This is a genomic window from Streptomyces glaucescens (genome assembly GCF_002154375.1).
In the GTDB taxonomy this organism is placed as follows: Bacteria; Actinomycetota; Actinomycetes; order Streptomycetales; family Streptomycetaceae; genus Streptomyces; species Streptomyces glaucescens.
On sequence record NZ_MUND01000134.1, the window covers coordinates 1 to 20,705 of the forward strand.

At 69.0% G+C, this 20,705-nt stretch carries 17 protein-coding genes and 5 pseudogenes; 9 read left to right on the top strand and 13 right to left on the bottom strand.

The window, feature by feature from the left end:
• Positions 1 to 551: 551 nt before the first annotated feature.
• Together CCN42_RS09990 and CCN42_RS09995 are read right to left on the bottom strand one after the other, a co-directional pair.
• Positions 552 to 863, bottom strand: a pseudogene (locus tag CCN42_RS09990) (ATP-binding protein); the annotation flags it as partial.
• Entirely contained in the window at positions 857 to 1,996 is a 1,140-nt protein-coding gene (locus tag CCN42_RS09995; protein WP_086734677.1) for a PucR family transcriptional regulator, read from the bottom strand. The pseudogene CCN42_RS09990 and the gene CCN42_RS09995, both read right to left, overlap by 7 nt.
• Positions 1,997 to 2,082: 86 nt before the next feature.
• Here CCN42_RS09995 and CCN42_RS10000 point away from each other — a divergent pair, with 86 nt between their 5' ends.
• Together CCN42_RS10000 and CCN42_RS10005 are read left to right on the top strand one after the other, a co-directional pair.
• Positions 2,083 to 3,159 (top strand): ferredoxin reductase, encoded by a 1,077-nt coding sequence (locus tag CCN42_RS10000; protein WP_086734678.1) that lies wholly within the window; start codon positions 2,083 to 2,085, stop codon positions 3,157 to 3,159.
• 7 nt (positions 3,160 to 3,166) lie between these two features.
• Positions 3,167 to 4,285: a fatty acid desaturase family protein gene (locus tag CCN42_RS10005; RefSeq protein WP_086734680.1), complete on the top strand. Its 1,119-nt coding sequence runs from the start codon at positions 3,167 to 3,169 to the stop codon at positions 4,283 to 4,285.
• Between the two features lie 339 nt (positions 4,286 to 4,624).
• Here CCN42_RS10005 and CCN42_RS10010 read toward each other — a convergent pair whose 3' ends face one another.
• Positions 4,625 to 5,035 carry a RidA family protein gene (locus CCN42_RS10010; RefSeq protein ID WP_086734682.1) on the bottom strand — a complete coding sequence of 137 codons (411 nt, stop codon included), beginning with the start codon at positions 5,033 to 5,035 and terminating at the stop codon, positions 4,625 to 4,627.
• 79 nt (positions 5,036 to 5,114) lie between these two features.
• Here CCN42_RS10010 and CCN42_RS10015 point away from each other — a divergent pair, with 79 nt between their 5' ends.
• Both CCN42_RS10015 and CCN42_RS10020 read left to right on the top strand, forming a co-directional pair.
• The gene (locus CCN42_RS10015) at positions 5,115 to 5,486 is read left to right on the top strand and encodes a winged helix-turn-helix transcriptional regulator (RefSeq protein ID WP_086734684.1); all 372 of its coding nucleotides are present in this window, start codon (positions 5,115 to 5,117) and stop codon (positions 5,484 to 5,486) included.
• A 203-nt stretch (positions 5,487 to 5,689) separates the two neighbouring features.
• On the top strand, positions 5,690 to 6,145 hold the full coding sequence (locus tag CCN42_RS10020; RefSeq protein WP_086734686.1) for a hypothetical protein: 456 nt from the start codon (positions 5,690 to 5,692) through the stop codon (positions 6,143 to 6,145).
• Between the two features lie 792 nt (positions 6,146 to 6,937).
• Here CCN42_RS10020 and CCN42_RS10025 read toward each other — a convergent pair.
• A complete protein-coding gene (locus tag CCN42_RS10025) occupies positions 6,938 to 7,408 on the bottom strand; it encodes a hypothetical protein (RefSeq protein WP_086734688.1) in 471 nt (156 codons plus the stop codon).
• Positions 7,409 to 7,526: 118 nt separating this feature from the next.
• Positions 7,527 to 8,483, bottom strand: coding sequence for a hypothetical protein (locus tag CCN42_RS10030; RefSeq protein WP_245877214.1), 957 nt, complete (start codon positions 8,481 to 8,483; stop codon positions 7,527 to 7,529).
• Positions 8,484 to 8,921: 438 nt separating this feature from the next.
• Here CCN42_RS10030 and CCN42_RS10035 point away from each other — a divergent pair, with 438 nt between their 5' ends.
• Together CCN42_RS10035 and CCN42_RS10040 are read left to right on the top strand one after the other, a co-directional pair.
• Entirely contained in the window at positions 8,922 to 9,923 is a 1,002-nt protein-coding gene (locus CCN42_RS10035) for an ArsR/SmtB family transcription factor (RefSeq protein WP_086734690.1), read from the top strand.
• 129 nt (positions 9,924 to 10,052) lie between these two features.
• Positions 10,053 to 10,337, top strand: a pseudogene (locus tag CCN42_RS10040) (DUF6624 domain-containing protein); the annotation flags it as partial.
• Positions 10,338 to 10,418: 81 nt separating this feature from the next.
• Here the strand turns inward: CCN42_RS10040 and CCN42_RS46105 are convergent.
• The 4 genes and pseudogenes from CCN42_RS46105 to CCN42_RS10055 all read right to left on the bottom strand — a co-directional run.
• Positions 10,419 to 10,531: pseudogene (locus CCN42_RS46105) on the bottom strand (IS982 family transposase); the annotation flags it as partial.
• Positions 10,532 to 10,609: 78 nt separating this feature from the next.
• Positions 10,610 to 10,948 (bottom strand): STAS domain-containing protein, encoded by a 339-nt coding sequence (locus tag CCN42_RS10045; protein ID WP_086734691.1) that lies wholly within the window; start codon positions 10,946 to 10,948, stop codon positions 10,610 to 10,612.
• Positions 10,945 to 12,240 (bottom strand): PP2C family protein-serine/threonine phosphatase, encoded by a 1,296-nt coding sequence (locus CCN42_RS10050; protein ID WP_086734693.1) that lies wholly within the window; start codon positions 12,238 to 12,240, stop codon positions 10,945 to 10,947. Before CCN42_RS10050 ends, CCN42_RS10045 begins: the two co-directional genes overlap by 4 nt.
• Positions 12,240 to 13,042 (bottom strand): annotated as a pseudogene (locus CCN42_RS10055) (alpha/beta fold hydrolase). Before CCN42_RS10055 ends, CCN42_RS10050 begins: the two are co-directional and overlap by 1 nt.
• 119 nt (positions 13,043 to 13,161) lie before the next feature.
• On the opposite strand from CCN42_RS10055, the pseudogene CCN42_RS44285 reads away from it, so the two are divergent.
• Positions 13,162 to 13,750, top strand: a pseudogene (locus tag CCN42_RS44285) (transposase family protein); the annotation flags it as partial.
• Between the two features lie 492 nt (positions 13,751 to 14,242).
• A complete protein-coding gene (locus CCN42_RS10060; RefSeq protein ID WP_086734709.1) occupies positions 14,243 to 15,637 on the top strand; it encodes an FAD-binding oxidoreductase in 1,395 nt (464 codons plus the stop codon).
• A gap of 922 nt (positions 15,638 to 16,559) precedes the next feature.
• On the opposite strand, the gene CCN42_RS10075 is transcribed toward CCN42_RS10060, so the two are convergent.
• Positions 16,560 to 17,591 (bottom strand): helix-turn-helix transcriptional regulator, encoded by a 1,032-nt coding sequence (locus tag CCN42_RS10075; RefSeq protein WP_086734697.1) that lies wholly within the window; start codon positions 17,589 to 17,591, stop codon positions 16,560 to 16,562.
• Here CCN42_RS10075 and CCN42_RS10080 point away from each other — a divergent pair.
• Positions 17,575 to 19,398, top strand: a complete 1,824-nt coding sequence (locus CCN42_RS10080) for an MFS transporter (RefSeq protein ID WP_339384194.1) — start codon at positions 17,575 to 17,577, stop codon at positions 19,396 to 19,398. The two genes, CCN42_RS10075 and CCN42_RS10080, sit on opposite strands and share 17 nt — an antisense overlap.
• A gap of 176 nt (positions 19,399 to 19,574) precedes the next feature.
• Here the strand turns inward: CCN42_RS10080 and CCN42_RS46110 are convergent, their stop codons facing one another.
• The 3 genes from CCN42_RS46110 to CCN42_RS42525 are packed head-to-tail and all read right to left on the bottom strand — an operon-like array spanning position 19,575 to position 20,538.
• Positions 19,575 to 20,027, bottom strand: coding sequence for a lasso peptide biosynthesis B2 protein (locus CCN42_RS46110; RefSeq protein WP_107427574.1), 453 nt, complete (start codon positions 20,025 to 20,027; stop codon positions 19,575 to 19,577).
• A 57-nt stretch (positions 20,028 to 20,084) separates the two neighbouring features.
• Complete coding sequence (locus CCN42_RS10090; protein ID WP_086734703.1) at positions 20,085 to 20,381, bottom strand: hypothetical protein; 297 nt, start codon at positions 20,379 to 20,381, stop codon at positions 20,085 to 20,087.
• Positions 20,365 to 20,538, bottom strand: a complete 174-nt coding sequence (locus CCN42_RS42525) for a hypothetical protein (protein WP_158102075.1) — start codon at positions 20,536 to 20,538, stop codon at positions 20,365 to 20,367. Before CCN42_RS42525 ends, CCN42_RS10090 begins: the two co-directional genes overlap by 17 nt.
• Positions 20,539 to 20,705 lie beyond the last annotated feature (167 nt).

Genomic DNA, 20,705 nt, shown 5'->3' on the forward strand with positions numbered 1-20,705 from the left:
ACCCATCAAAGAGACACGCGCGAGGCCGGCGCCGTCACCGCGCTCGTCCTGGGCGTGCTCGTCGTCGCCCACGTGCTGGGCGTGGACCCGGCCGATGCCGTACGACGCATCCTCGGCATGTAACTGCCGTCGTGCCTGGAACCCGGCCACCCGCGGTTCCGGGCACGACGGCAACACCCCCTCGTACTGCGCTGCGGCTGCTCGAGCGGCTTGCGAGGCACCAGGCCGAGGACATCTTCGCGTGCGAGGCACGGCCTTGACAGTCCTTGGCAGTGGGGAGTCCAGCTCAGAAGGGAGGTTCGTCGCTGTAGGCGGCTGGCTGGGAGGGAGCCTTGGAGGGCGGGCCGGTGGCCCAGGGATCATCAACCTGGGGTGATGCAGAACCACCCCACCCGCCGGGAGCCTGGCGGGCCGGGGGCACCGTGGCCAGCGGGGTACCTCAGCCCGAGGCGGTCTGCGCCGGCGCGGCGGGGGGAGTTGCTGGTGCTTCGTCCGGCTCGAGGCCGTCGATGTCGTTGTTCCACAGCCGACGCAGGCATCCCGCGCCAGGCTCAGCCGATCACCTGTTGCTCGCCGCGGGCGCGGGTGGTGGCGAGTCGGTAGGAGTCGATGCCGGACTCGATGATGCTGCCGCCGAAGGTGAGGCGGTCGACGATGGCCGCGCCCAGGCGGGGGTCGGTGAAGGTCTTGGTCCAACCGCATAAGGACTTGTTGGAGGCGATGGCGACGCTGTTCTTCTCCTCGCGTTCGGTCAGGACCTGGAAGAGAAGTCCGGCGCCGCGGCGGTCGAGCTCCATGGAGCCGACTTCGTCGATGCAGAGCAGGTCGACGCGGTCGTAGCGGGCAATGGTCTTGGTCAGCTGTCCCGTAGACCCACCGCCAGCGTCAGTTCAAGGACCCGGTGGGGCGATGCGAGATCCGGAAACAGCTCCCGCAGCTGCGACATCCGGTACCGGACTGTCTGAGGATGGACGAACAACTCCGCCGCCACCTCCTCCCGCCTGCCCTGGTGCAGCAGCCACGCCCGCAACGTCTCCTCCAGCCGCCGTGCGGTCGCGGCAGGCAAGGTCCGCAACGGTGCGAGGGCTCGGGCACGCAGGTCTGCGAACGCCTCCACGTCGGCGCTCAGCACCAGCTCGGGCAGATGCTCCTCGGTGCAGCGAATATCAGAGGAGAGGGAGCGCGCGCGTACGGCTCGTGCGTACGAGGCGGACGCCCGAGTCCATGGCCGGGCCGGGCCGACCACGGCGGTGCGGTCGGTCAGCTGCCTCGAGAGATGTGATCGGTCCGCATCGGGGACGAGCAGCACACCGGTGGCGTCCGGCAGATCGTCGAGGACGAGGGTGCTCGGGTCGAGCGCGCGGTAGGCGGGCCGGGCCTGGGCAGCGGGCAGCAGGACCGCGGTCAGCGAAACCGGAGGCTGCCACCCGGCCCGTTGAGCAGAGGCCAGCAGCACGTCCGGGCTCGCGCCGGCGAGGAGGTCGCGGGCCAGGTGTTCCAGGTGGCGCTCGTGGGCCCTGCCCCGGGCGGCCAGTTCGTCGGCGTGGCCCGCGGCGCTCGCGGCGGAGAGCTCGTCGATGTAGGCGAAGGTCAGCTCGGCGAACTTGGCGACCTCGGCGGCGGGCAAGCCTGCGGGTACGGCACCCGCTGCCAGGCATCGCCAGGCCACGCGGGCGCCGACGCGGTAGGCGCTGAGCAGGGCGTCCATCGAACGGCCGTCGCGGACCTCGCCGCGGCCCAGCTCGTAGGCTGCGTCACTGGCGTCGCCGCCTGTGGCGTTCCCGCTCGCGAGGTCCAGGTAGTGCCCCAGGGCGGTGCGGACGGCTCGGCGGATGGTGGCGCCCATGTGGCCCGAAAGGGCGTTGGCGTAGGAAGGGACCTCGTCGATGATCGCCTGGACGACCTCGTCGGCGGTGGTTTTCAGCGCGGCCCGAAGTGCGGTGACCGTCGTCTCGTCCAGGGCCAGTTCGCTGGCCCTCCGGATTGCATGGCTCACGTTTTGTTCCCTGCGAACAGTTCAGCCGACCAGATTCACGTCCTGCGGTCAGGACTTTACGCCTTGAGGCGCAGCAAGCTGAAGTCATGACGAGTACAGCCCTGCGCAGCAGGGCGTGGAAACTGCTGGAGATGGTGACGACGCCGCTGCTGCCGTCGGACTACCTCGACCTGGTCAGCCCGCTGCGTGCGGGCGCTGACCTGCGGGGGCGCATCGAGGCCGTGCGCCCCGAGACGGGTGACGCCGCGACTGTCGTGATCAGGCCGGGACGGGGCTGGCGCGGCCACACAGCCGGTCAGTACGTACGGATCGGGGTCGACGTCGACGGGGTGCGCCTGTGGCGCGCCTACTCCATCACCTCGCCGACAAACCGCCAGGACGGCCGCGTCACGATCACCGTGAAGGCGATCCCGGACGGCAAGGTCAGCAACCACCTGGTACGCAGGGTGAAACCGGGCACGCTGATCCAGCTCGGCCAGGCGACCGGTGACTTCGTGCTGCCGCAGGCGAAGCCCGCCAAGGTGCTCTACCTGACGGCCGGCAGCGGCATCACGCCCGTGATGGGCATGCTGCGCGACACCGAGTTCGACGACGTCGTCATGGTCCACTGCGCGCCCCAGCCGCAAGACGTGATCTTCCGCAACGAACTGCACGACCTGGTCGCGGACAAGAAGCTGCGGCTCTGGGAGGTGCACACCGCCACGGACGGCATGCTCGACATCGCCCGTCTCGACGAACTCGTGCCCGACTGGGCCGAGCGCGAGACGTGGGCTTGCGGGCCCGCGGGCCTGCTCGACGCCGCCGAAGAGCACTGGAGCGAGCACGGCGTACGAGAGCGCCTGCACACCGAACGCTTCCGCCCCGGCAGCGTCGTCGTCGTCGGCGGCGACGGCGGCGGCGGCGGCGGCGGCGAGGTCACGTTCAGCGTCACCGGCAAGACCGTCGACGCGGACGGCGCTACGCCGTTGCTGGACATCGGCGAGAAGGCCGGCGTGCTCATGCCCTCCGGGTGTCGCATGGGCATCTGCCACGGCTGCATCACGCCGCTGAAGGCGGGCGCCGTCCGCGACCTGCGCACTGGCGAGATCACCGAGGCCGAGCCGGGCGTCCTCATCCAGACCTGCGTGTCCGCCGCGGCGGGCCCCTGCGATATCGAACGGTAGGAGCACTTTGACCGCCATCGACCCCACCGCCCACCTGACCGCGGAGCAGATCGAGGAGCTCGGCCGCGAGCTGGACGCGATCCGCGACGAGGTGATCGCCGGCCGCGGCGAGAAGGACGCCGCCTACATCCGTAAGGTCATCTCCGCCCAGCGCAAGCTCGAGCTGGTCAGCAGGGGCGTGCTGCTGTTCTCGATCTTCCCGCCCGCGTGGCTGCTCGGCACCGCCGGTCTGTCCGTGGCGAAGATCATGGACAACATGGAGATCGGCCACAACGTCCTGCACGGCCAGTGGGACTGGATGCGAGACCCGAAGATCCACTCCACCACCTGGGAGTGGGATCACGTCTCACCCTCCGAGCAGTGGAGGCACTCGCACAACGAGCTGCACCACACGTACACCAACGTGATCGGCAAGGACAACGACCTCGGCTACGGCATCATGCGCGTCGACGAGGACCAGAAGTGGCACCCGTTCCACCTCGGCCAGCCGCTGTGGAACTTCATCAACGCCTGCTTCTTCGAGTACGGCATCGCAGCGTACGACCTGGAGCTCGGCAAGAACCTGCAAAAGCGCCGCCGCACGAACCCGGAGTTCCGCGCGCGGGCCAAGGCCGTGGGCCGCAAGATCCGCAAGCAGGTGCTCAAGGACTACGTGATCCACCCGCTGCTGTCGGGCCCGTCGTTCCTCACCACGCTCGCCGCCACGTTCACCGCGAACCTGGTCCGCAACCTCTGGTCCCACTCGGTGATCATGTGCGGGCACTTCCCCGAGGGCGTGCAGGTCTTCGAGCGCCGGTCGATCAACGGCGAGACGCGCGGCCAGTGGTACCTGCGCCAGATGATGGGCTCGGCGAACATCAGCGGCAGCAGGGCCATGCACTTCATGACCGGCAACCTGTCACACCAGATCGAGCACCACCTGTTCCCGGACCTGCCGAGCAACCGGTACGCCGAGGTCGCGGTGAAGGTACGCGCGCTGTTCGAGAAATACGAGCTGGAGTACGTCACCGGGCCGCTGCCCAAGCAGGTGTTCTCCGCGTGGCGCAAGGTCTTCCGGCTCTCGCTGCCGAACAAGAAGCCTGCGGTCAGGACGCCCGACCGCGAGCAGGAGCTCCTCGCGGCCTGATTCCTGGTGTTCGTCGGATCTTACGGCCCTACTGGCGGCACCGCCGGGTTCGGTGAGATCCGTTGCGGACGGTAGACGCCCGTGACGTCGGACCGTACGACACGAGATCCGCAGCAGCTCGGTGTCCGGCTGCGCTGCCTGGACGTGCGCCAGGAGCTCAGCACACAGCCCTGTCCGTGCCGGTCACCTCATCCACACAGTCGCCTCGACCGCCCGGTCCCACCACTCCCCCACGTCCGCGGTGTCGGTGCCCGCGGTGGGAGGGCTGGCGGCGAGGTGAGCGGCGAGCAGGCCACTGCCGGCGGCGGCAGGTCGGGTGTGAGGGCGTCGGGAACCGGCTCAATCGAGGATCGCGGTCGCCTCCACCTCGACCAGGACGTCCGGTTCGAAGAGGTAGTCGACCCCGATCAGCGAGGAGGGCGGAAGCGGCACCGTCAGCCCGATCTCCTCCGCCACCTGCTCGACCCCTGCCATGAATGCGTCGATCTTCCCGGGGGCCCAGTCTGTGACGTAGAACGTGAGCCTCAGGACGTCGTCGAACGACGCACCCGCCCCCGTGAGACCCTTCCCCGTGTTCCGCAGCGCGTGGGCGACCTGTCCGGCGAGGTCTCCCGGAGCGACGGGGGAACCGTCCGCCGACCGGGCGACCTGGCCGCTGACATGCACGTGACGCGTTCCGGTGCCCACGGCCACATGCTCGTACGGGGTGGGCTGCATCATGCCTTCGGGTGTGAAACGACGGACGGACATGGAGGTCTCCTCACTTCGACCAACGCGGTATACCTTTGCTACCTGGTAGACGAAGGACACTTCAAGGAGACCAGGTATCGTGCCGGGTACCACGCACAGCCCTGCCGGCGAGCTCCGGATCGAGCACCCCCACCGGGAGTTCCTCGACCAGGTGCTCGACAAGTGGTCGCTGAGCGTCCTCAACGAACTCTGCGAACGGCCCTGCCGCTTCAACGACCTGCGCCGTGCGATCCCCGCGGTGACCCAGAAGTCGCTCACCGCGACGCTGCGTCGGCTCGAACGCAACGGCATCGTGGAGCGCGTGCTCCTCAGTTCCCGCCCCGTCGCCGTCGAGTACCGGATCACACCCCTGGGCAAGACCATGCGGCGGCCAATCGAGGTGCTCCTGGAGTGGGTCGCGACACACATGCCCGAGGTGGAACAAGCCCGTCATGCCTTCGATCTGGCATGAACCGGCCGGCGCAGGCGGGGCAGTACCCCGGACTACTGGACCGTGCCGGAACCGCGAAGACGGAGCACTTCAACCACCCGTACCGCAACGACCGAGTAGCGATGCCGGTCCACAGCGGCCCCGGCTGCCGGCCCCGCCTAGTATGAGACGTCCAGGCCGACCCGCTGGGTGAGTTGGCCGGCACCAGACTGAACTCGGCGAGCATGCCCGCGACCTCGATCCCCGACCTCCTGACCGACGAGGCCTCGGAGCAGGCCCGGCTCGACTCGTCGCTGCGCACGTGGCGGGAGCAGACCGGCCGCAGCGCGCCCCGGGTCACGATCGGCGGCGACGATCCGGCCGCGCCCCGCGATCCCCGCAGCCTCATGCACGGCTGGCTCACCGGCGTACTGGGGCTGGAGCCGCTCGACGAGGAAGAGGCCGTGGCGGCGCGGCCGGTGCCCCGCCAGGGGCAGGCGGACCGGTGGGCCGCCAACCTCGCCACCGCCGCCAATTCCACGCACGCGAGGGCCACCTCAACTTCCTCCCGCAAGCTTGTCGAGACTGTGGGTGGCACAGATTTCAGGCTGGGGCTTTCCTGGACAACACGCGATGCATGGCCGACCGGCTTACTTCGGAGCAGCGTTGCCGAGTTGGATGCCCTCGACATGCGCTGGTAACCACCAGCCAGCCCAGCGGGGGCCGGACATGAACGGCGTCACAGCCACCTCCGCAATCGGGCCCGCCAACACGCAAAACAGCCCCAGACGGCGGGACAGACTCCAGCACCCTCGGGCCCGGCGGAGCCTCGTCCGGAACACCCCACGACGGCGAGGAGTCTCTCTCTACAGGGTCACCCGCCAGTGCGCGCCGGAACACCCCCACGCCGGCGGGGAGGACGATGGCCTCGGCGGTGTTCATCACTCCCCCGCCGGAACCCCCGCGGACGCGGGGGTTCCGGTGCACAGCGTCCACCTGTCCGAGGACGTCTGGTACTCCCCGCCGACACAGGGGGCCTCCGGACCTCCTCCTTGAGGAGATGGCCGACCTGTCGTCCTCCGGCTGGCCGACGGGACGGTCGTCCGTGCCGACCGAAGGAGGCCATCGCCCCGGGCTGGCCCCCGGTGCGGGAGATCGGCTGGCAACGCTGTTTCCGGCTCGCCCACGCACAGGTACAGGCGGGTCGGGCGGCTGTCCGAGCAGGCAGGCGACGTCATTGTGCAGAGCGAAGATCTGGGGGTGTGGGCGGCGGCGCAGCGGGTTGGGTGGGACCGGCTGTCCGGTGCCCTGATCCGGTTCGGTTCCAACAAGGACGACTCGGGATGGGTGGTGTCGACTCTGGGATATGGCGAAAGCGATCCGGTCACCTCCTCACCCCCGTGGCCCGGGCGGACCCGGGCCACGGTCCGCCCGGTGCCGCGACACGGCGGACGGCTGGGCGGGAAAGTGCAGACGCTCAGTTCGCCCGGGGATCAGGTCATGAACCGGCCTCCGCAGTAGGACTCGGGCACCCACCGGTGCGAGCTGATGGCGTCGTTGATGAGGTGGCCGCTGCTGAAGTAGTTATCGGTCAGGTTGCTGGCGTAGAACTCGCTCCTCTTGAGGCAACTGGATCCGCCCGTCCAGCCGGTGCCCGTCCCGTTGAAGAACTGGACGGCGTGCCAGGCCGTGTCGGTCGTCCCCGCGTTCAGGACCGAGCTGGCCCGGTTGGTGTCTCCGCTCTGGAAGGCGCCCTGGTCGTTGCCCCAGTTCGAGTCATCACCGGGCGTGCGGCCCAGCTGGGCACCGCCGCAGTTGGCGTGTTCGTAGGCGGCCATGCTGCCGGCAGGCAGGCTGTGCCACGCGTCGTCGCAAGCGGTGGCGGCGTTCGCGGTACCGGTGGGGACGAGTATCCCGAGTGCCGCGGCGCCGATAGCCGCGAGTGTGGCGGTCGTCTTGCGCATGTGTCCTCCGTTGATCGTGGTGCTGACATGGACGTCCCGCAGTAGGAGGGCTGCGGAATTCTGTGGAGCTGGGGGCGGCGGACGCGATCGCCTAGGGAGTCCCCCGCGGGGAGTGGCCTCAGGGGCCGACGACATCCTTGGCGCGCTGCAGCGCGGTCAGTCGCAGCCGTTGGAAGGCTGCGACGTCCGCGCGGTAGCGGCGGGTATGCGAAGCACGGTATTCGGTTTCTAGCGTGCGGGCCGTTTCCGCGAGGGAGGATCGGTCGGCGCATTCCGCCTCGGCAACCGCGATCTTCACTTCCACGGCGTGGGCCGAGGCGTCGCTCAGTGCTTCGGTCAGCGGGCCGATTTTCTCGCGGATCTCGAACGGATCGGCGTAGTGCATCCCCTTGTCGCGCATGCAGGACGACCAGGCCCTGAGCGCTGACGTGAAACGCCGGTCCCGGGAAAGGTCCGGGACGTAGAGGGGGGTGAGGTGAGTGGCGGTCTTTTCGACGCGGAACCAGGTTTCAAAGTCGCCGTAGAGCCGGCTCTTCGCCTCAACGTGGCAGCTGCGGCGGGGGGTCATGACGCTTCCGCCGCCAGGCAGTGCGGCCGACAGCATGCCCTGCGACGGAGTGCCGTCAAGCACCTCCCGGTAGCGGAGGCGCTCGTGCTGTGGCAGGGCTTCCGCGTAGGCGCCGTTCGGGCCGTTTCTCCGTGTCTCCTCGGCCTGCCGTTTGAACCGCCCGCCGTATCCGTGCTTCTTCGCCCAGCCGATGTCGTCGAGCACGAACGACGTCCCCTTGCGGCTCTCGGCGTCTTCCACCGGAGTCACCCAGTACCGGAAGCCCGCACGCTCCATGCATTTCTTGACGAGGAGCTGTTCGGCCCTTTCGATCAGGACTTCTTCCGTCGCGGTCAGTTGGCGTGAGTGGTCCCCTGGCGGTGCCCCGTCCCGTTCCGGCGTGGTGTTCCTACCGCAGCCAGTGATGCCGGCGATGGCGATGAGCGCCGCGGCGGCCACCGTCGCGGCCGCCCCGGCCCCGACGGTGGGCAAATGTTTACCGGACAACATGCCCTCCTCGTGTCGCATGTTCTGCCGTCCTGAGTGGGGCATCAGGAGCGGCTCGGCAGGCTGGGGGCCTATGGGGTCTCGGGGTGGCCTGGCCTCGCGGCAGCGTGCTGACGGGCGGCTCAGGGCATCGATGCGGGTGTGGGCGCCAGCGGGTCGGTGCCGTTCAAGACGAACAACAGCCGCGGCACGATGTAGCGTCGCCGCCGGCTCTTCCCGCGCAGCCGAGGTGCTGCGGAAGGTTCGACTGCTGCGCGAACACGGAAGCCTTGTCTTGTTGCAGTGCTGACGATCACATCGGTGGCCGCGCATGTACGCTCCTTTCGCTTCCGCCGGTCGCCGAACTGCGGACCACCAGCCTGCGCCGGTCAGGCCTGCCGCTGCGAGGTTTCGTGCCACGATTCGAGCAGGTTCGAAGGGGCGGTCGCAGACACGGCGCGACCAGGCAGCGGGAGGGTCATGATCGAGCTCACCGTCGACGCCACCGGGCTCGCCCGCTCTCGGTTCGCCGTCTCGCCGTTGCACGAGGTCGTCGCGACGCTGCTGCCCTGGGGTCTGCAACCGGGGCCTGACGCTGATGCGTGGGTCGCTCGTGCACGACGCGTGCTGCGCCGGGCCCGGCTGCCGCTGCTGTCCGAACTGGCCCTGGACGGGCCCGGGTACGTGCCCGACTTCCTCAACCCCTACCCGTCCGGGCCCTCACCCACCGTCGAGGAGGAACTGGAGCGGGTCCGGTGCACCCCGCCCGAGCGCGTCCTGAGCGAGCTGGAGGCGTTACGTGTCGGACGGCCGCGCAACGGCCTCGCCGGCGCCGAACTGCCGGAGGGCGTGCGGCGGGCCATGGCGCGGGGCGGTGCGCATGTGGCCCGGCAGGCGGCGGACGAGTTACGGCGTTACTGGGAGCTGGCCTTCGCCCCGCACTGGGAGGCCGCCAAGGCCGTCCTCGACGCGGAACTCGGCCGGTGCGCCGGCGTGCTGGCCGGACACGGGGCAGCGCGGCTCTTCAACTCCCTGCATCCCGACATCGAGTGGGCTGGAGGCACCCTGCGCGTCGAGAGCCGATTACGGATCGCGCTGCCGGTGCCCATGGTGGTCGTCGTACCGTCGCTGGTCATGCCTCGGCCGGGCGTAGCTGTGGACCCGACGCGTGACGAAGGTCGGCCCCCGATGCTCATCTATCCCGTGCGTGACAAGGCCATCGTCGGCGCCATCGCCCCCGTAGTCCCTTCTGCCGAGATGGCCCAACTGCTTGGGCCCACCCGCGCCGGGCTCCTCGCCGCACTGGCTCGACCGGCTTCCACCGCGCAGCTGGCAGCACGACACTTCCTCAGCCCCGCCACAGTCTCCTACCACCTGGGCGTCCTGCACCGGGCCGGTCTCGTCACCCGCACCCGGGCCGGCCGATCCGTGCTTTACCGCCGCACCCCCGAAGGAACCCGGCTGGCAAAAGCCGATAGGTGAGTGGGGAACCCAGACCACCTTGCCTCAGCCCCAACCAGTGACACCCGCAGCTCTACGACCGCCCCGTGTTCGGGTATCCCCCTCCTACCAGAACCTCGAGGACGGCGAGCTCGGAGTCGGCCAGCGCCCGGTCAGCACGCCGACCGGCAACTTGACGTTCAGCGGCGTGTTCTCCAGTGGATGCAGCAGGCGGTGTCGGCAGGCTCGGCCAGCCCGCGAGAGCTGGCCTTCCTACGGGACCGCACGCTGGTCAATGAGGGTCGTAAGCAGGTCTACGGCACTCAGATCGCCGGTGTGAAGGACGGGGCACCGGTTCCGTGGCCCTGTGAAGAGCCCGAGCGAATGGACGAACTCTGTGCGGAAGTCGGCATCGAGCCGTTCGACGAGTACGTCGCCAAATTCTCCATGGGCTGACGCCGGTGGATCACCTCCCGGCCTCACCTGCCGCGGACAATGATCCGCCGGACACCCATAGACGAGTAGTTCCGATGTGGCTCAGTGGTCGTAGGCGATCAGTGACCTGGTGATGGGTGCCCCGGTGGCGCGCGGTGCCAGGTCGCGCAGGTCATCGCCAGGATCCGCTGGGCCACCCGAACTCCGACGCCCTGCTGCTTGCCGGGTGCCAAGGGGCATCCGCACATAATGCGGGTGCTCCCAGTGCCGGGAGTACCCCCCGGTCCTGCGGGTCAGGGCTGAGTGGCGGCGTGGCTGTCGGGGTGGAGTGGGAAGATCTGGTCGAGGCCGACCATGCGCAGCACGCGGAGGGTGGGGGTGGGGACGGCGGCGAGCGCGACGTCGGCGCGGGCGGAGTGGGCGTGGTTGCGGGCGGCGATCAGGGCGGTGATGCCGCTGGAGTCGCAGAAGGTCATGCCAGCCAGGTCCAGGACGAGGCGTTGGTCGGGTTGGAGGGTGAGTGTGGTGAGCAGGTTGCGCAGCTCGCTGGCGGTGGTGTAGTCGAGGTCGCCGGTGATCTCCAGAACGGGTCCGGTGGGGGCATCTCGCGTGATGATCTTCAACGGGCTCATGCGGTGGTTTTCGGGTGAAAGCCGTCGGCGGGGACGCCAAGGGCGAGGAGGGCTGTGTCGTCGTCGAGGCCGTCACCGAAGTCGTCCAGCAGACCGGTCAGAGCCTGGATCACGGCCTGTGCGGACTTGCCTGCGTGGCCGGCGGTGAAGTCGCGCAGGGCCTCGTCTCCGAAGAGGATGGTGCGGTCTTCGCCGGTGCGGGCCTCGGTCAGGCCGTCGGTGTACAGCACCATTGTGTCCCCGGGGTCGAGGAGGGTCGTAGCGGTGGAGAAGGGCGCGGCGGGCAGGACGCCGACGAGGACACCACCGGGGGTGGGCAGGAAGTCGGCCCGTCCGTCGCCGCGCAGGATGAGAGCCGGGGGATGGCCGCCCGAGGCGAGACGGACGGTGACCTGCCCGGTCGCGGAGACAGGCTCCAGGATGCCGAATACGACGGTGCAGTAGCGCGGGTCGCCGCCGGTGTAGCGCTCGTGGAGCACCTTGTTGAGGGTTGTCAGGGCGGAGACGGGGTCGGGGTCGTGCAGGGCGGCGGCGCGCAGGGTGTAGCGGGTCAGTGAGGTGACTGCGGCGGCCTGGGGTCCCTTGCCGCACACGTCGCCGAGGAAGAAGCCGAAGCGTTTGCCGTCGATGGGGAAGAGGTCGTAGCAGTCGCCGCCGAGCCGGTCCGGGGAGGCGGTGCGGTAGTGGGCGGCCGCCTCCATCTCGGGCACCGGCGGCAGAGTGGCGGGCAGCAGTGACTGCTGCAGTACAGCTAGAGCGTCCTGGAGCCGGGCCCGGTCGGCCTCCGCCTGTTTGCGCGCTTCCTCCGCCGCTCTACGGGCTCGCAGGAGTTCCTGCTCGTAGGCGCGGCGGTCGCGGGCGTCGAAGACGGTGGTGCGTATCAGCAGGGGCTCGCCCCCGCTGCCGTGCTTGACCACGGAGGAGACCAGGACGGGGATCCGTCCGCCATCGGCCTGCTTGACCTCCAGGGCAATGCCTCTGACCTCGCCCTGCATCCGCAGTAGGGGCGCGAAGTGCGTCTCGTGGTAGAGCTTGCCGCCCACGGTCAGCAGGTCGGTGAACCGCATCCGGCCCACCACCGCCTCCCCCTCCAGGCCGAGCCAGTCCAGGAGGGTAGTGTTGATCTTGGCGATGGTGCCGTCCATCAGCGTGGACGGATACCCGCAGGGCGCGTTCTCGTAGAGCTCCTCGACACTGTCCTCCAATAGCGCGGCGAATGCCGCAGTCGACGTCTTCTCGTCGTGTTCGCTGTCCGCGTCATGCGGGCCGGGCTCCTGCCCGGTGCGGCACATCACCGCAGGCGCGCCAGGAAGTCGGTGATCGCTTCGTTGGTGGTCTCGGGCGCGGACAGGTGCGGGCAGTGCCCGGTCGCATCGAGCGTGACCAGCTCCGAGCCGGGGATCGTCTCGTGGACGAAGGCGCCCACCTCCCGGGGTGCGATGACGTCCTGGGTGCACTCCAGGATCAGCGTCGGCACCGTCACGCCCTTCAGGTGTCCCGGGAATCCGACAGGAACGTGGTCCGAGCGAAGACACGGGCCATGTCCGGGTCGGTGGCACAGAAGCTGTTCTTCAGTTCCTCGCCGAGTTCGGGCCGGTCCGCATTCCCCATGATTACCGGCGCCATCACCGCCGACCAGCCCAAATAGTTCGACTCCAGCGATTCCAGCAGCTCGTCGATGTCCTGTGCGCTGAATCCGCCCCGGTAGCCGTCGTCGTCGATGTGCCGCGGGGACGGAGCGACCATCACCAGCGCCCCGATACGCTTCGGGGCCTTGCGGCGGCCATGACGCCGATCATCGCGCTGACCGAATGCCCCACGAACACCGCGTCGCGCAGATCGAGCGCCTGGCAGACTTCGACCACGTCCTGGGCGTAACCGTCCAGGGAGGCGTAACGGTCCTCCGAAAATGCGGACAGGTCCGAGCGGCCCGAACCGACATAGTCGAACAGCACCACCCGGTAGTCCTCGACCAGAGCGGGCACGGTCAGCCGCCACATGTTCTGATCACAGCCGAACCCATGCGCCAGCACCACCGTCCGCCCCGACGGGTTACCGGTCACCGTGATGCTGTTCCTGGCGTTCGATATCCATAGCCATCACTCTCTCAGGCCCCAGCCGCTCCCCCGGCACGGCCACCCGGCAACCGACCCCGCTCTCCCGGTGACTCATTTGCTTGCACTGCTGCTATGTGACATCGAATCGAGCCGCTGATGCCGGCCGATCCGATCCGCGATCGGCAATGGCCGATCGCCGTCGAAGCAGGGCAGCCATCGCGTGGAACTACCGCACGTGCTTGCCCTGGCGTGACTGCCGACGAGAACGGCTCGTTCCAGTCCGCACATAAACGGTTCATCAGGTGGCCGTGGAGGGTACCTGAGAACGTATTCTCGCCGCAGTCCGGGCAGCGGCCGACGAAGCCGACGAAGCCGACGAAGCCGACGAAGCCGACGAAGCCGACGACATAGACTGGACCGTGTCGGTGCACTCGACCGTCTGTCGAGCCCATCAGGCACGCCGCCGACGCCATGAAGAGGGGGAACCGAAGCGGCCCGTCATCCCAGGCCAGGCGGGTTATGCTCCATGGCACTGAGACCGTCATAACCGGCATCCGTGTTCCGCGAAGCGGACCCGGAAGACCGAGAACCCGCCCGGAGGCCGTCCTGGCGGACCACGCTTATCCGCCCCACGCGATCTGTGATCACTTCCGCCGATGCGGGATCCGCGCTGCTATCCCCCAACCGGCCGACCAGGTCGGCCACCGTGTACGGCGAGGCCGCGGTCGGCGGTCGCCCACCAGCTCCCCCGGTGGCGTCACCTGACCTGCGACCGCACGCCCTGCTCGCTCTGGCGCACGCACCTCGCTGCGGTCACGCACACGCCCGCCTTGCAGCGGGTTTCCGCGTCGGAGGAGTCGCACGACGAGACGAACGTGCATGTGCTCACAGGAATCAGCCAACCGTCTGATCCGGGCCTGGGACGCACTGCCGGGAGCCGGGCACGACCTGACCGCGACCCGGACTCAGCTTTTCCATCGCCCTGATCATCGACAGCCTCAAGTGCTGGGCGGCAAGGCCTGCCAAGGGTGCGGGCGTGGTCGTCCGCGTCCCGTTACGAGGCACGTGCCTGTGTTGCCGCGTCGCTGATGTCACCTGGCCGGACAGACAGGGGACGATGCGGAGAGTGACGAGCGGAACTCACCGATTGCAGGGCCCCCGAGCCAGGGAGACGCTGGGTGTGTCGGCACCGCGCGAGAACGCCGCAGGGGGCGAGTTCATCTTCCCGGAGATCCCCATGGACATCTCAACCCTGGAAGCGATGAGGGCCGTGCTGCGCGGGCCCGTCACAGGGCCGCAGGACCCCGACTATGACCAGGCCCGCAAGCTCTACAACGCCATGATCGACAAACGTCCCGCCGCGATCGCCCGCTGCGTCGATGCGGGGGACGTCATGGCGGGCATCAGATTCGTCCGTGACCATGGACTGGACCTGGCCGTCCGCGGAGCGGGGCACAGCGGGCCCGGCCTCTGCCTGGTGGACGGCGGAGTCACTCTCGACCTGTCCCCGATGCGGTGGGTGCGCGTCGACCCCGCCGCGAGGACCGCCCAGGTGGGCGGCGGGAGCCAGCTCGGCGACCTTGACCACGCCACCCACGCCTTCGGGCTCGCCACGCCCTCCGGCATCATCTCCATGACGGGAGTCGGGGGCCTGACGCTGGGCGGCGGCCACGGCTACCTGACACGCAAGTACGGCCTCACGGTGGACAACCTGCTCGCTGCGGACGTCGTACTGGCTGACGGCAGTTTCGTCACGGCGAGCGAGACCGACCACCCGGACCTGTTCTGGGCGCTGCGCGGGGGCGGCGGCAACTTCGGTGTCGTGACCTCGTTCACGTACCGCCTCCACCCGGTGCACACGATCGGGTTCGGGGTCACCGTGTGGCCGGTCGACCACACCCGTGAGGTGCTGAGGTGGTACCGCGACTTCCTGCCGCAGGCACCGGAGGACGTCTACGGCTTCTTCACGCTCTTCACCATCCCGTCGGCCCCGCCGTTCCCCGAGGCGATCCACCACCGCAAGGTGTGCGGCGTCGTGTGGTGTCACACCGGTGAGCCCGACGGCTTCGAGAGGGACCTGGCGGCGGTGCAGGAAACCGGCCCGCCCGCCTTCCACTTCACGTCGCCGATGCCCTACCCCACGCTGCAGGGCGCCTTCGACGAACTGATCCCCACCGGATACCAGTGGTACTGGCGGGGTGACTTCTTCGACAGCATCCCGGACGCCGCCATCGAGGTACACCTGAAGTACGGCGAGAACCTCGTCAGTCCCCTGTCGTTGATGCACCTGTACCCGGTCGACGGCGCCGCCCACCGGGCGGGCCCCGACGACACCGCGTGGGCCTACCGGGACGCCGTCTGGTCCGGCGTCTTCGCCGGCGTGGATCCCGACCCGGCCAACGCCGACGCCATCAGGCGGTGGTGCGTCGACTACTGGGAGGAGATGCACCCGTACTCCATGGGCGGCTCATACGTGAACTTCCTCGGCGAGGGAGAGGACCCGGGCCGGGTCCGGGCCACCTACCGCGACCACTATGACCGTCTCGCGCAGGTCAAGAAGACCTACGACCCGGACAACGTCTTCCACGCCACCCAGAACATCAGCCCAGCCGCGGCACAACAGGCCAGGTGAGCCGTCCCGGGCGGTGTTCACGTCCCGGAACGGCACCACAGGCCAGGTGAGCCGTCCCGGGCGGTGTTCACGTCCCGGAAGTGCGGAAGGGCCACCTGGCGACGGGTCACCCTAGTCGATCTCATCAAGGCTTGACGATGGGCTGCTCAATCAGGCTGGTAGCACGCGCATCTCTCCGATGGACCGGTCCGCCAGCACAAAGAAGCCGGCCTGAGTGAGGATATCCAGCAATGCCTGACGCAAGGCCGCACGAATCCCCTCATACGCCGCGTCCCTCCTCCCAGCAGGTTCTAACTGGTCCGCCGGAACCCAGCCCACGACCACCGCATCCGGCTCCTGGCGGACCCGCAGCCCAGCGCCCTCTTCAGCACTCGCGGACGCGATATCGAAGCCGGTACGGAAAGCGTCTGGCACGCATCGCCGAACAGCGTCTGCAAGGAAACCTCATCACTCACACACGAAAGCTACACACGTGAGGGTTTCGAGGGTCTCAGACAGCCTCTGGTCCTGCCGGTACGGCAGCCCGCCCGTCATTCGGTTGTTCACCAACCCAGGCGTCGGCGACGCCCGTGGTGTCGGTACGGGACTTCAGGAGGTGGCGGCGTCGTCCACCGTCTGCCGGATCTCCAGGACGGTGTCGACTGCGGTGATCTCACAGAGCCGCTGCAGCTGCTGTGACGGCGGCGCTGCCACAGGTTGCCTGCCGGGTGGGTGAGGATCAGCAGGTTCAACAGCGCGGAGTCGGCGAAGGTGATGCCGGAGGCGTCCAGGACCACCTTCGGGTGTTCCCTGACCGCGGTCCGCAACGCGTTCGCCAGGGGTGTGATAGCCGCTGCAGCAGCGCGCCGAACTGAGACACGAGGACCGCTGACTCCTGCGGAAGGCCCGTGCCCCAGGGCGGAGGCGTGCTTCGGATGCCGGATCACCGGCCGGACACCGCCCGAGGGCCGGGCGTTCCGGTCGACGGCCTCGAGTGGCCGCCGAGCTGGGGTATGTCGACATCGATGCGGCCCAGCACCTCCCGGGCGGCGTCGACGAGTTCGGGTGGACCTTCGACGGTGAAGCGACAACTGAAGGTGATCAGGAAGCCGATGAGCGCCGACCACGACCAGGCTCCCATCTGGATCCGGGTGATCCGGTCGTCGATCGCTTCGAAACTCGCGACCCCCGGCGCCCACTTCGCCACCAGTGTCGCGGGACACTCCATCAGGACGGTGCCCCAGCAGGGCCAGGTGTCCGGGGTGTCACCGCGATCGGGCTGGCTCTGGACAAAGCGGGTGATGTCGCCATCGGGGACCTCCCGTTCCCCGAAGCGCCAGCCGCTGGGGGCCAGATGCCTGATGCGGTCGAGCCGGTAGGCGTGCCAGGAGTGCCTCTGCTGGTCGTAGGCCACCAGGTACCAGCGTCCTGACCAGACGACGAGCCGGTGCGGTTCGGCCAGGACGTCGCTGTCCTCCCTCGAGTCGAGGTGGATGGAGCGGTAGGAGAACCGTACGAGGTCACGCTGCTGGGCGGCGGTGCTCAGCTGCGCGAGCAGGGCGGGATCGACCTGTGGCGGAGCGAGCTCCCACGCGTTCTCGATCTGTTCGACGGAGAAGGTCGCCAGCCGGTGGGCGAGGTGCGGCGGCAGCAGCTCCCGAATGGAGTTCAGGGCCCGCTTGGTGGCATCCCCCATGCCGGTCACCGAGGCCGGCGCGGTCTGCAGGGACAGTGCGATGGCGAGGGCCTGCTCGTCGTCGACGATCAGCGGAGGGAGTCGCGCTCCGCGGGACAACCGGTAGTAGGCGGAGGGGCCCTTCGTCGCCGTGACGGGATAGCCCAGCTCGCGGAGGCGGTTGATGTCGCGCCGAACGGTCCGCGGGGAGACGCCCAGCCGCTCGGCCAGCCCGTCACCGGTCCACTCCTTCTGGGTCTGCAGCAGGCTGAGGAGCTCCAGCGTGCGGTTGGCGATCAAGGATTGCCCTCCGATTGGTGTCAGTAGCGGTCAGAATTCGTCCTCTTCTCCTGACATAGTGCCAGGGCGCCGGGGGTGGGAGGCTCTCCGCCCGGCGCCTTGTAGCTCTCGATCGGCGACCAGATTGGGCTATTCGTCTCACATAGGATGGATGAACGCAGTGTCTGACAATCCAACTCGGTCTTTACCGGCCAACCGGGATCCCTGGCTGGGATTGCTCGCCATTTCTCTCGGTGTGTCGCTGGTGGTGGTGGACTTCACCGTCGTCAACGTGGTGATGCCGCCGATCATCGACGACCTCGAGATCTCGGCTCTCGACGCCCAGTGGATCCAGGAGTCCTACGCGATCGTCCTGGCTGCTCTGCTGTTGGTGATGGGGCGTCTGTCGGACGTGGTGGGAGCACGTCGGCTGTTCCTCATCGGCACCGTGGTGTTCGGGCTGGCAAGCATCGCCGCCGCCCTGGCGGCCTCCGGGGAACTCCTGATCGCCAGCCGGTTCGCCCAGGGCGTCGGCGGCGCGATCATCATGCCGACCTCACTCGCCCTCCTCAACATGTCCTTCCGGGGGCCGGACCGGGGCAAGGCCTTCGCCATCTGGGGATCCACGATCGGTGCGGCGGCCGCTGTCGGACCGCTGCTGGGCGGCTGGCTCGCCGAGTTCTCCTGGCGGTGGGCCTTCGGCATCAACATCTTCGTCGTCGTGCTGATCATCGCGGGCGTCCTGAAGTTTCTGGCCCAGTCCCCCCGACAGGCGGGCAAGGTCGACGCCGTCGGCGGAGTGCTGTCGGTGCTGGGCCTGGGGCTTCTCGCCTTCGCGCTGATCGAGGGCCGCAACTACGGGTGGTGGGACACGCGCAAGAGCTTCGGTCCCTTCGGCGACGCGCTGGATCTGTCCGTCGTCCCGGTCGCTCTGGTGGTCTCCGTGGTGTGCCTGGCGCTGTTCTTGCAGCGCCAGGTCCGGCTCACCAGGGTGGACGGCACGGCGCCGTTGATGGACACCTCGCTGTTCGGCATCGAGTCCTTCAGCACGGGCAACATCGCGACGCTGATCATCGCGTTGGCGGAGTTCGGCATGCTCGCCGTTCTCCCCCTGTGGCTCCAGTACACGCTCGGGTACTCGGTGCTCCAGACCGGACTGATCGTCTTCGTCGTCGCGGTCGGCAGCTTCTTCGCGAGCGGTGCGAGCTTCGGCATGGCCGAGAAGGTCGGCCCCATCGGCCTGGTGCGCATCGGCCTGGTTCTCGAGGCCATCGGTCTGCTGATGTTCGGTGTGCTGGCCAGCAGCGATTCGCAGTGGTGGATCATCGGCATCGCCCTGTTCCTGTACGGCATGGGAGTCGGTTTCGCCACCGCGCAGGTCACCAACGTCGTACTGGCGGACGTGCCGCCGCAGCACGCCGGCCAGGGATCCGGCATCCAGAGCGCCGCACGTCAACTCGGTTCCGCGCTGGGCATCGCGATTCTGACGTCGACCTTCTTCACGGTTCTGGACTCCGACCTGTCGGACCGGCTCGTCGAGCAGGGAGCGCCCGCGCCCCAGGCGAACGAACTGCCGTCGGCGGTCTCCGACAGTGCGGGCGCGATGATCTCTGAGCTGAGTGAGAACCCGGACACGGCCGCGGCCGCCGACGCCGCCCGCGACGCCATGTCCCACGCGATTCAGATCAACGGATACACCTGCGCCGCGCTGCTGGCGCTGGGGATGCTGGCGACTCTCCTCATCCCCCGGCCCAAGGCGGATGCCCGGCAGCAAGAAGAGGAGCACGCTCCCAGCAGGGCCGCGGAAGCCGACGTGGACGCGAAGTAGTCTCCCGGTCCTCGAGGAGCGCCGCCTCCCCGGCCGCGCCCGCGGGCCACCCGGACTCCCGGAGGCTCGCCGGAGACCAGCCGGTGCCGAGTCGGCGCCGCACGGTCGCACGTTTCACCAGCCGCAGAGTGCTGCCGACGGGGCATCCGCTCCCGTCCGGCGGCACTCTGCGCAATTCAGGCTCTGGCGGTTCGGCTCGGACTGGAGGGAGACATCGCGGAGCGCATCTTCCGTGCGGGCGCCTCTGTGGGGTTGCTGCGGAAGGGCGAGCACGACGTGGCCGAAGGGCGAATGGTGTGCCGGCGGCGAGCGTGGTCCGGTCCGTGCCCGGGCAGTTCGGCCCAGGCGTAGTACTCGACCGGCGGCGGGGCGAACCGGGCCCCCAGGCACCAGTCGAGACGGCGGCCGAGCGGGGTGGCGGCGAGCACGGCGCCCAGAGAGGTCTCCATGCAGGCGGCTCGCCCGGGCCACCAGCGGGCGGCGTGCCGTACGGCGCCGACGAGGGCCTCGGCCCAGGCCGCGGCGAGGTCGCGCCGGCCCAGGCGGCGGGCGAGACGGACAGTGTGCCGGAACGGCAGCGTGAGCAGGACCAGGACCAGGGCGAGCGCGAGCCCGGCCGCGGCGGCCAGCCGCTCAGCGAAGGATCCGGCCCGGACGGTGGAGTACGTCCATGCTGGTCACGACCGCTACCCCTTCCACCCGCGACGGCGCGTCCGGGCCGCCGCTTCCCCTTCGTGAGCGAGTTCCTGGGTGGCCAGTGCCTCGGCGACTGTGCGGACGTCGCCGGCGGCCTGCCCGGCGCCGATGCCGTACCGCTCGGCGAAGTAGCCGACGGCCTCCTCCTCGCTGATGGAGGCCAACAGCAGCATCACCGCGGCCGACGCGATCGGCGTCAGGTAGGACCAGCGCCCGGTCCGCTCGCCGAGGATCGCGCCGCCCTCGTCGGTGAGCACGGGGTGGGTGCCCTCACGCAGCCGCCACACGGCCGCTCACCTCCTCCCAGCACGCCGCCGGGGCGGCGGCGTGCTGCCGCAGCCACACCTCGGCGGCCACCATCAGGTGCAGGGCACCCTGGGCGGCCGGCTGCCTGGCGGCCGCCCGGGCGAGCGCGTCGGCGACGAGGGGCCACCCAGGGTGCATTTGACCGATCACACCCAGGCGTCCGTCGCTACTTCTTCTTGCTTCTGACAATAAGAAAGCTGATGACAGAAATCCCGATCAGCAACACAACGATGGTTGCGGGCCAGTCGTCAGTGATCGCCGCTGCCTGCGGGTACATGCACCTTCCTAAGACGTCATTTCAGTTG

Excerpts from the sequence above, each read along its gene's own strand:
- CCN42_RS10000 (WP_086734678.1), top strand. The coding sequence starts at position 2,083 with ATGACGAGTACAGCCCTGCGCAGCAGGGCGTGGAAACTGCTGGAGATG.
- CCN42_RS10010 (WP_086734682.1), bottom strand. The coding sequence starts at position 5,035 with ATGTCCGTCCGTCGTTTCACACCCGAAGGCATGATGCAGCCCACCCCG.
- CCN42_RS10020 (WP_086734686.1), top strand. The coding sequence starts at position 5,690 with ATGCCCGCGACCTCGATCCCCGACCTCCTGACCGACGAGGCCTCGGAG.
- CCN42_RS10025 (WP_086734688.1), bottom strand. The coding sequence starts at position 7,408 with ATGCGCAAGACGACCGCCACACTCGCGGCTATCGGCGCCGCGGCACTC.
- CCN42_RS10030 (WP_245877214.1), bottom strand. The coding sequence starts at position 8,483 with ATGCGACACGAGGAGGGCATGTTGTCCGGTAAACATTTGCCCACCGTC.
- CCN42_RS10035 (WP_086734690.1), top strand. The coding sequence starts at position 8,922 with ATGATCGAGCTCACCGTCGACGCCACCGGGCTCGCCCGCTCTCGGTTC.
- CCN42_RS10045 (WP_086734691.1), bottom strand. The coding sequence starts at position 10,948 with ATGAGCCCGTTGAAGATCATCACGCGAGATGCCCCCACCGGACCCGTT.
- CCN42_RS10050 (WP_086734693.1), bottom strand. The coding sequence starts at position 12,240 with ATGTGCCGCACCGGGCAGGAGCCCGGCCCGCATGACGCGGACAGCGAA.
- CCN42_RS10060 (WP_086734709.1), top strand. The coding sequence starts at position 14,243 with ATGGACATCTCAACCCTGGAAGCGATGAGGGCCGTGCTGCGCGGGCCC.
- CCN42_RS42525 (WP_158102075.1), bottom strand. The coding sequence starts at position 20,538 with ATGCACCCTGGGTGGCCCCTCGTCGCCGACGCGCTCGCCCGGGCGGCC.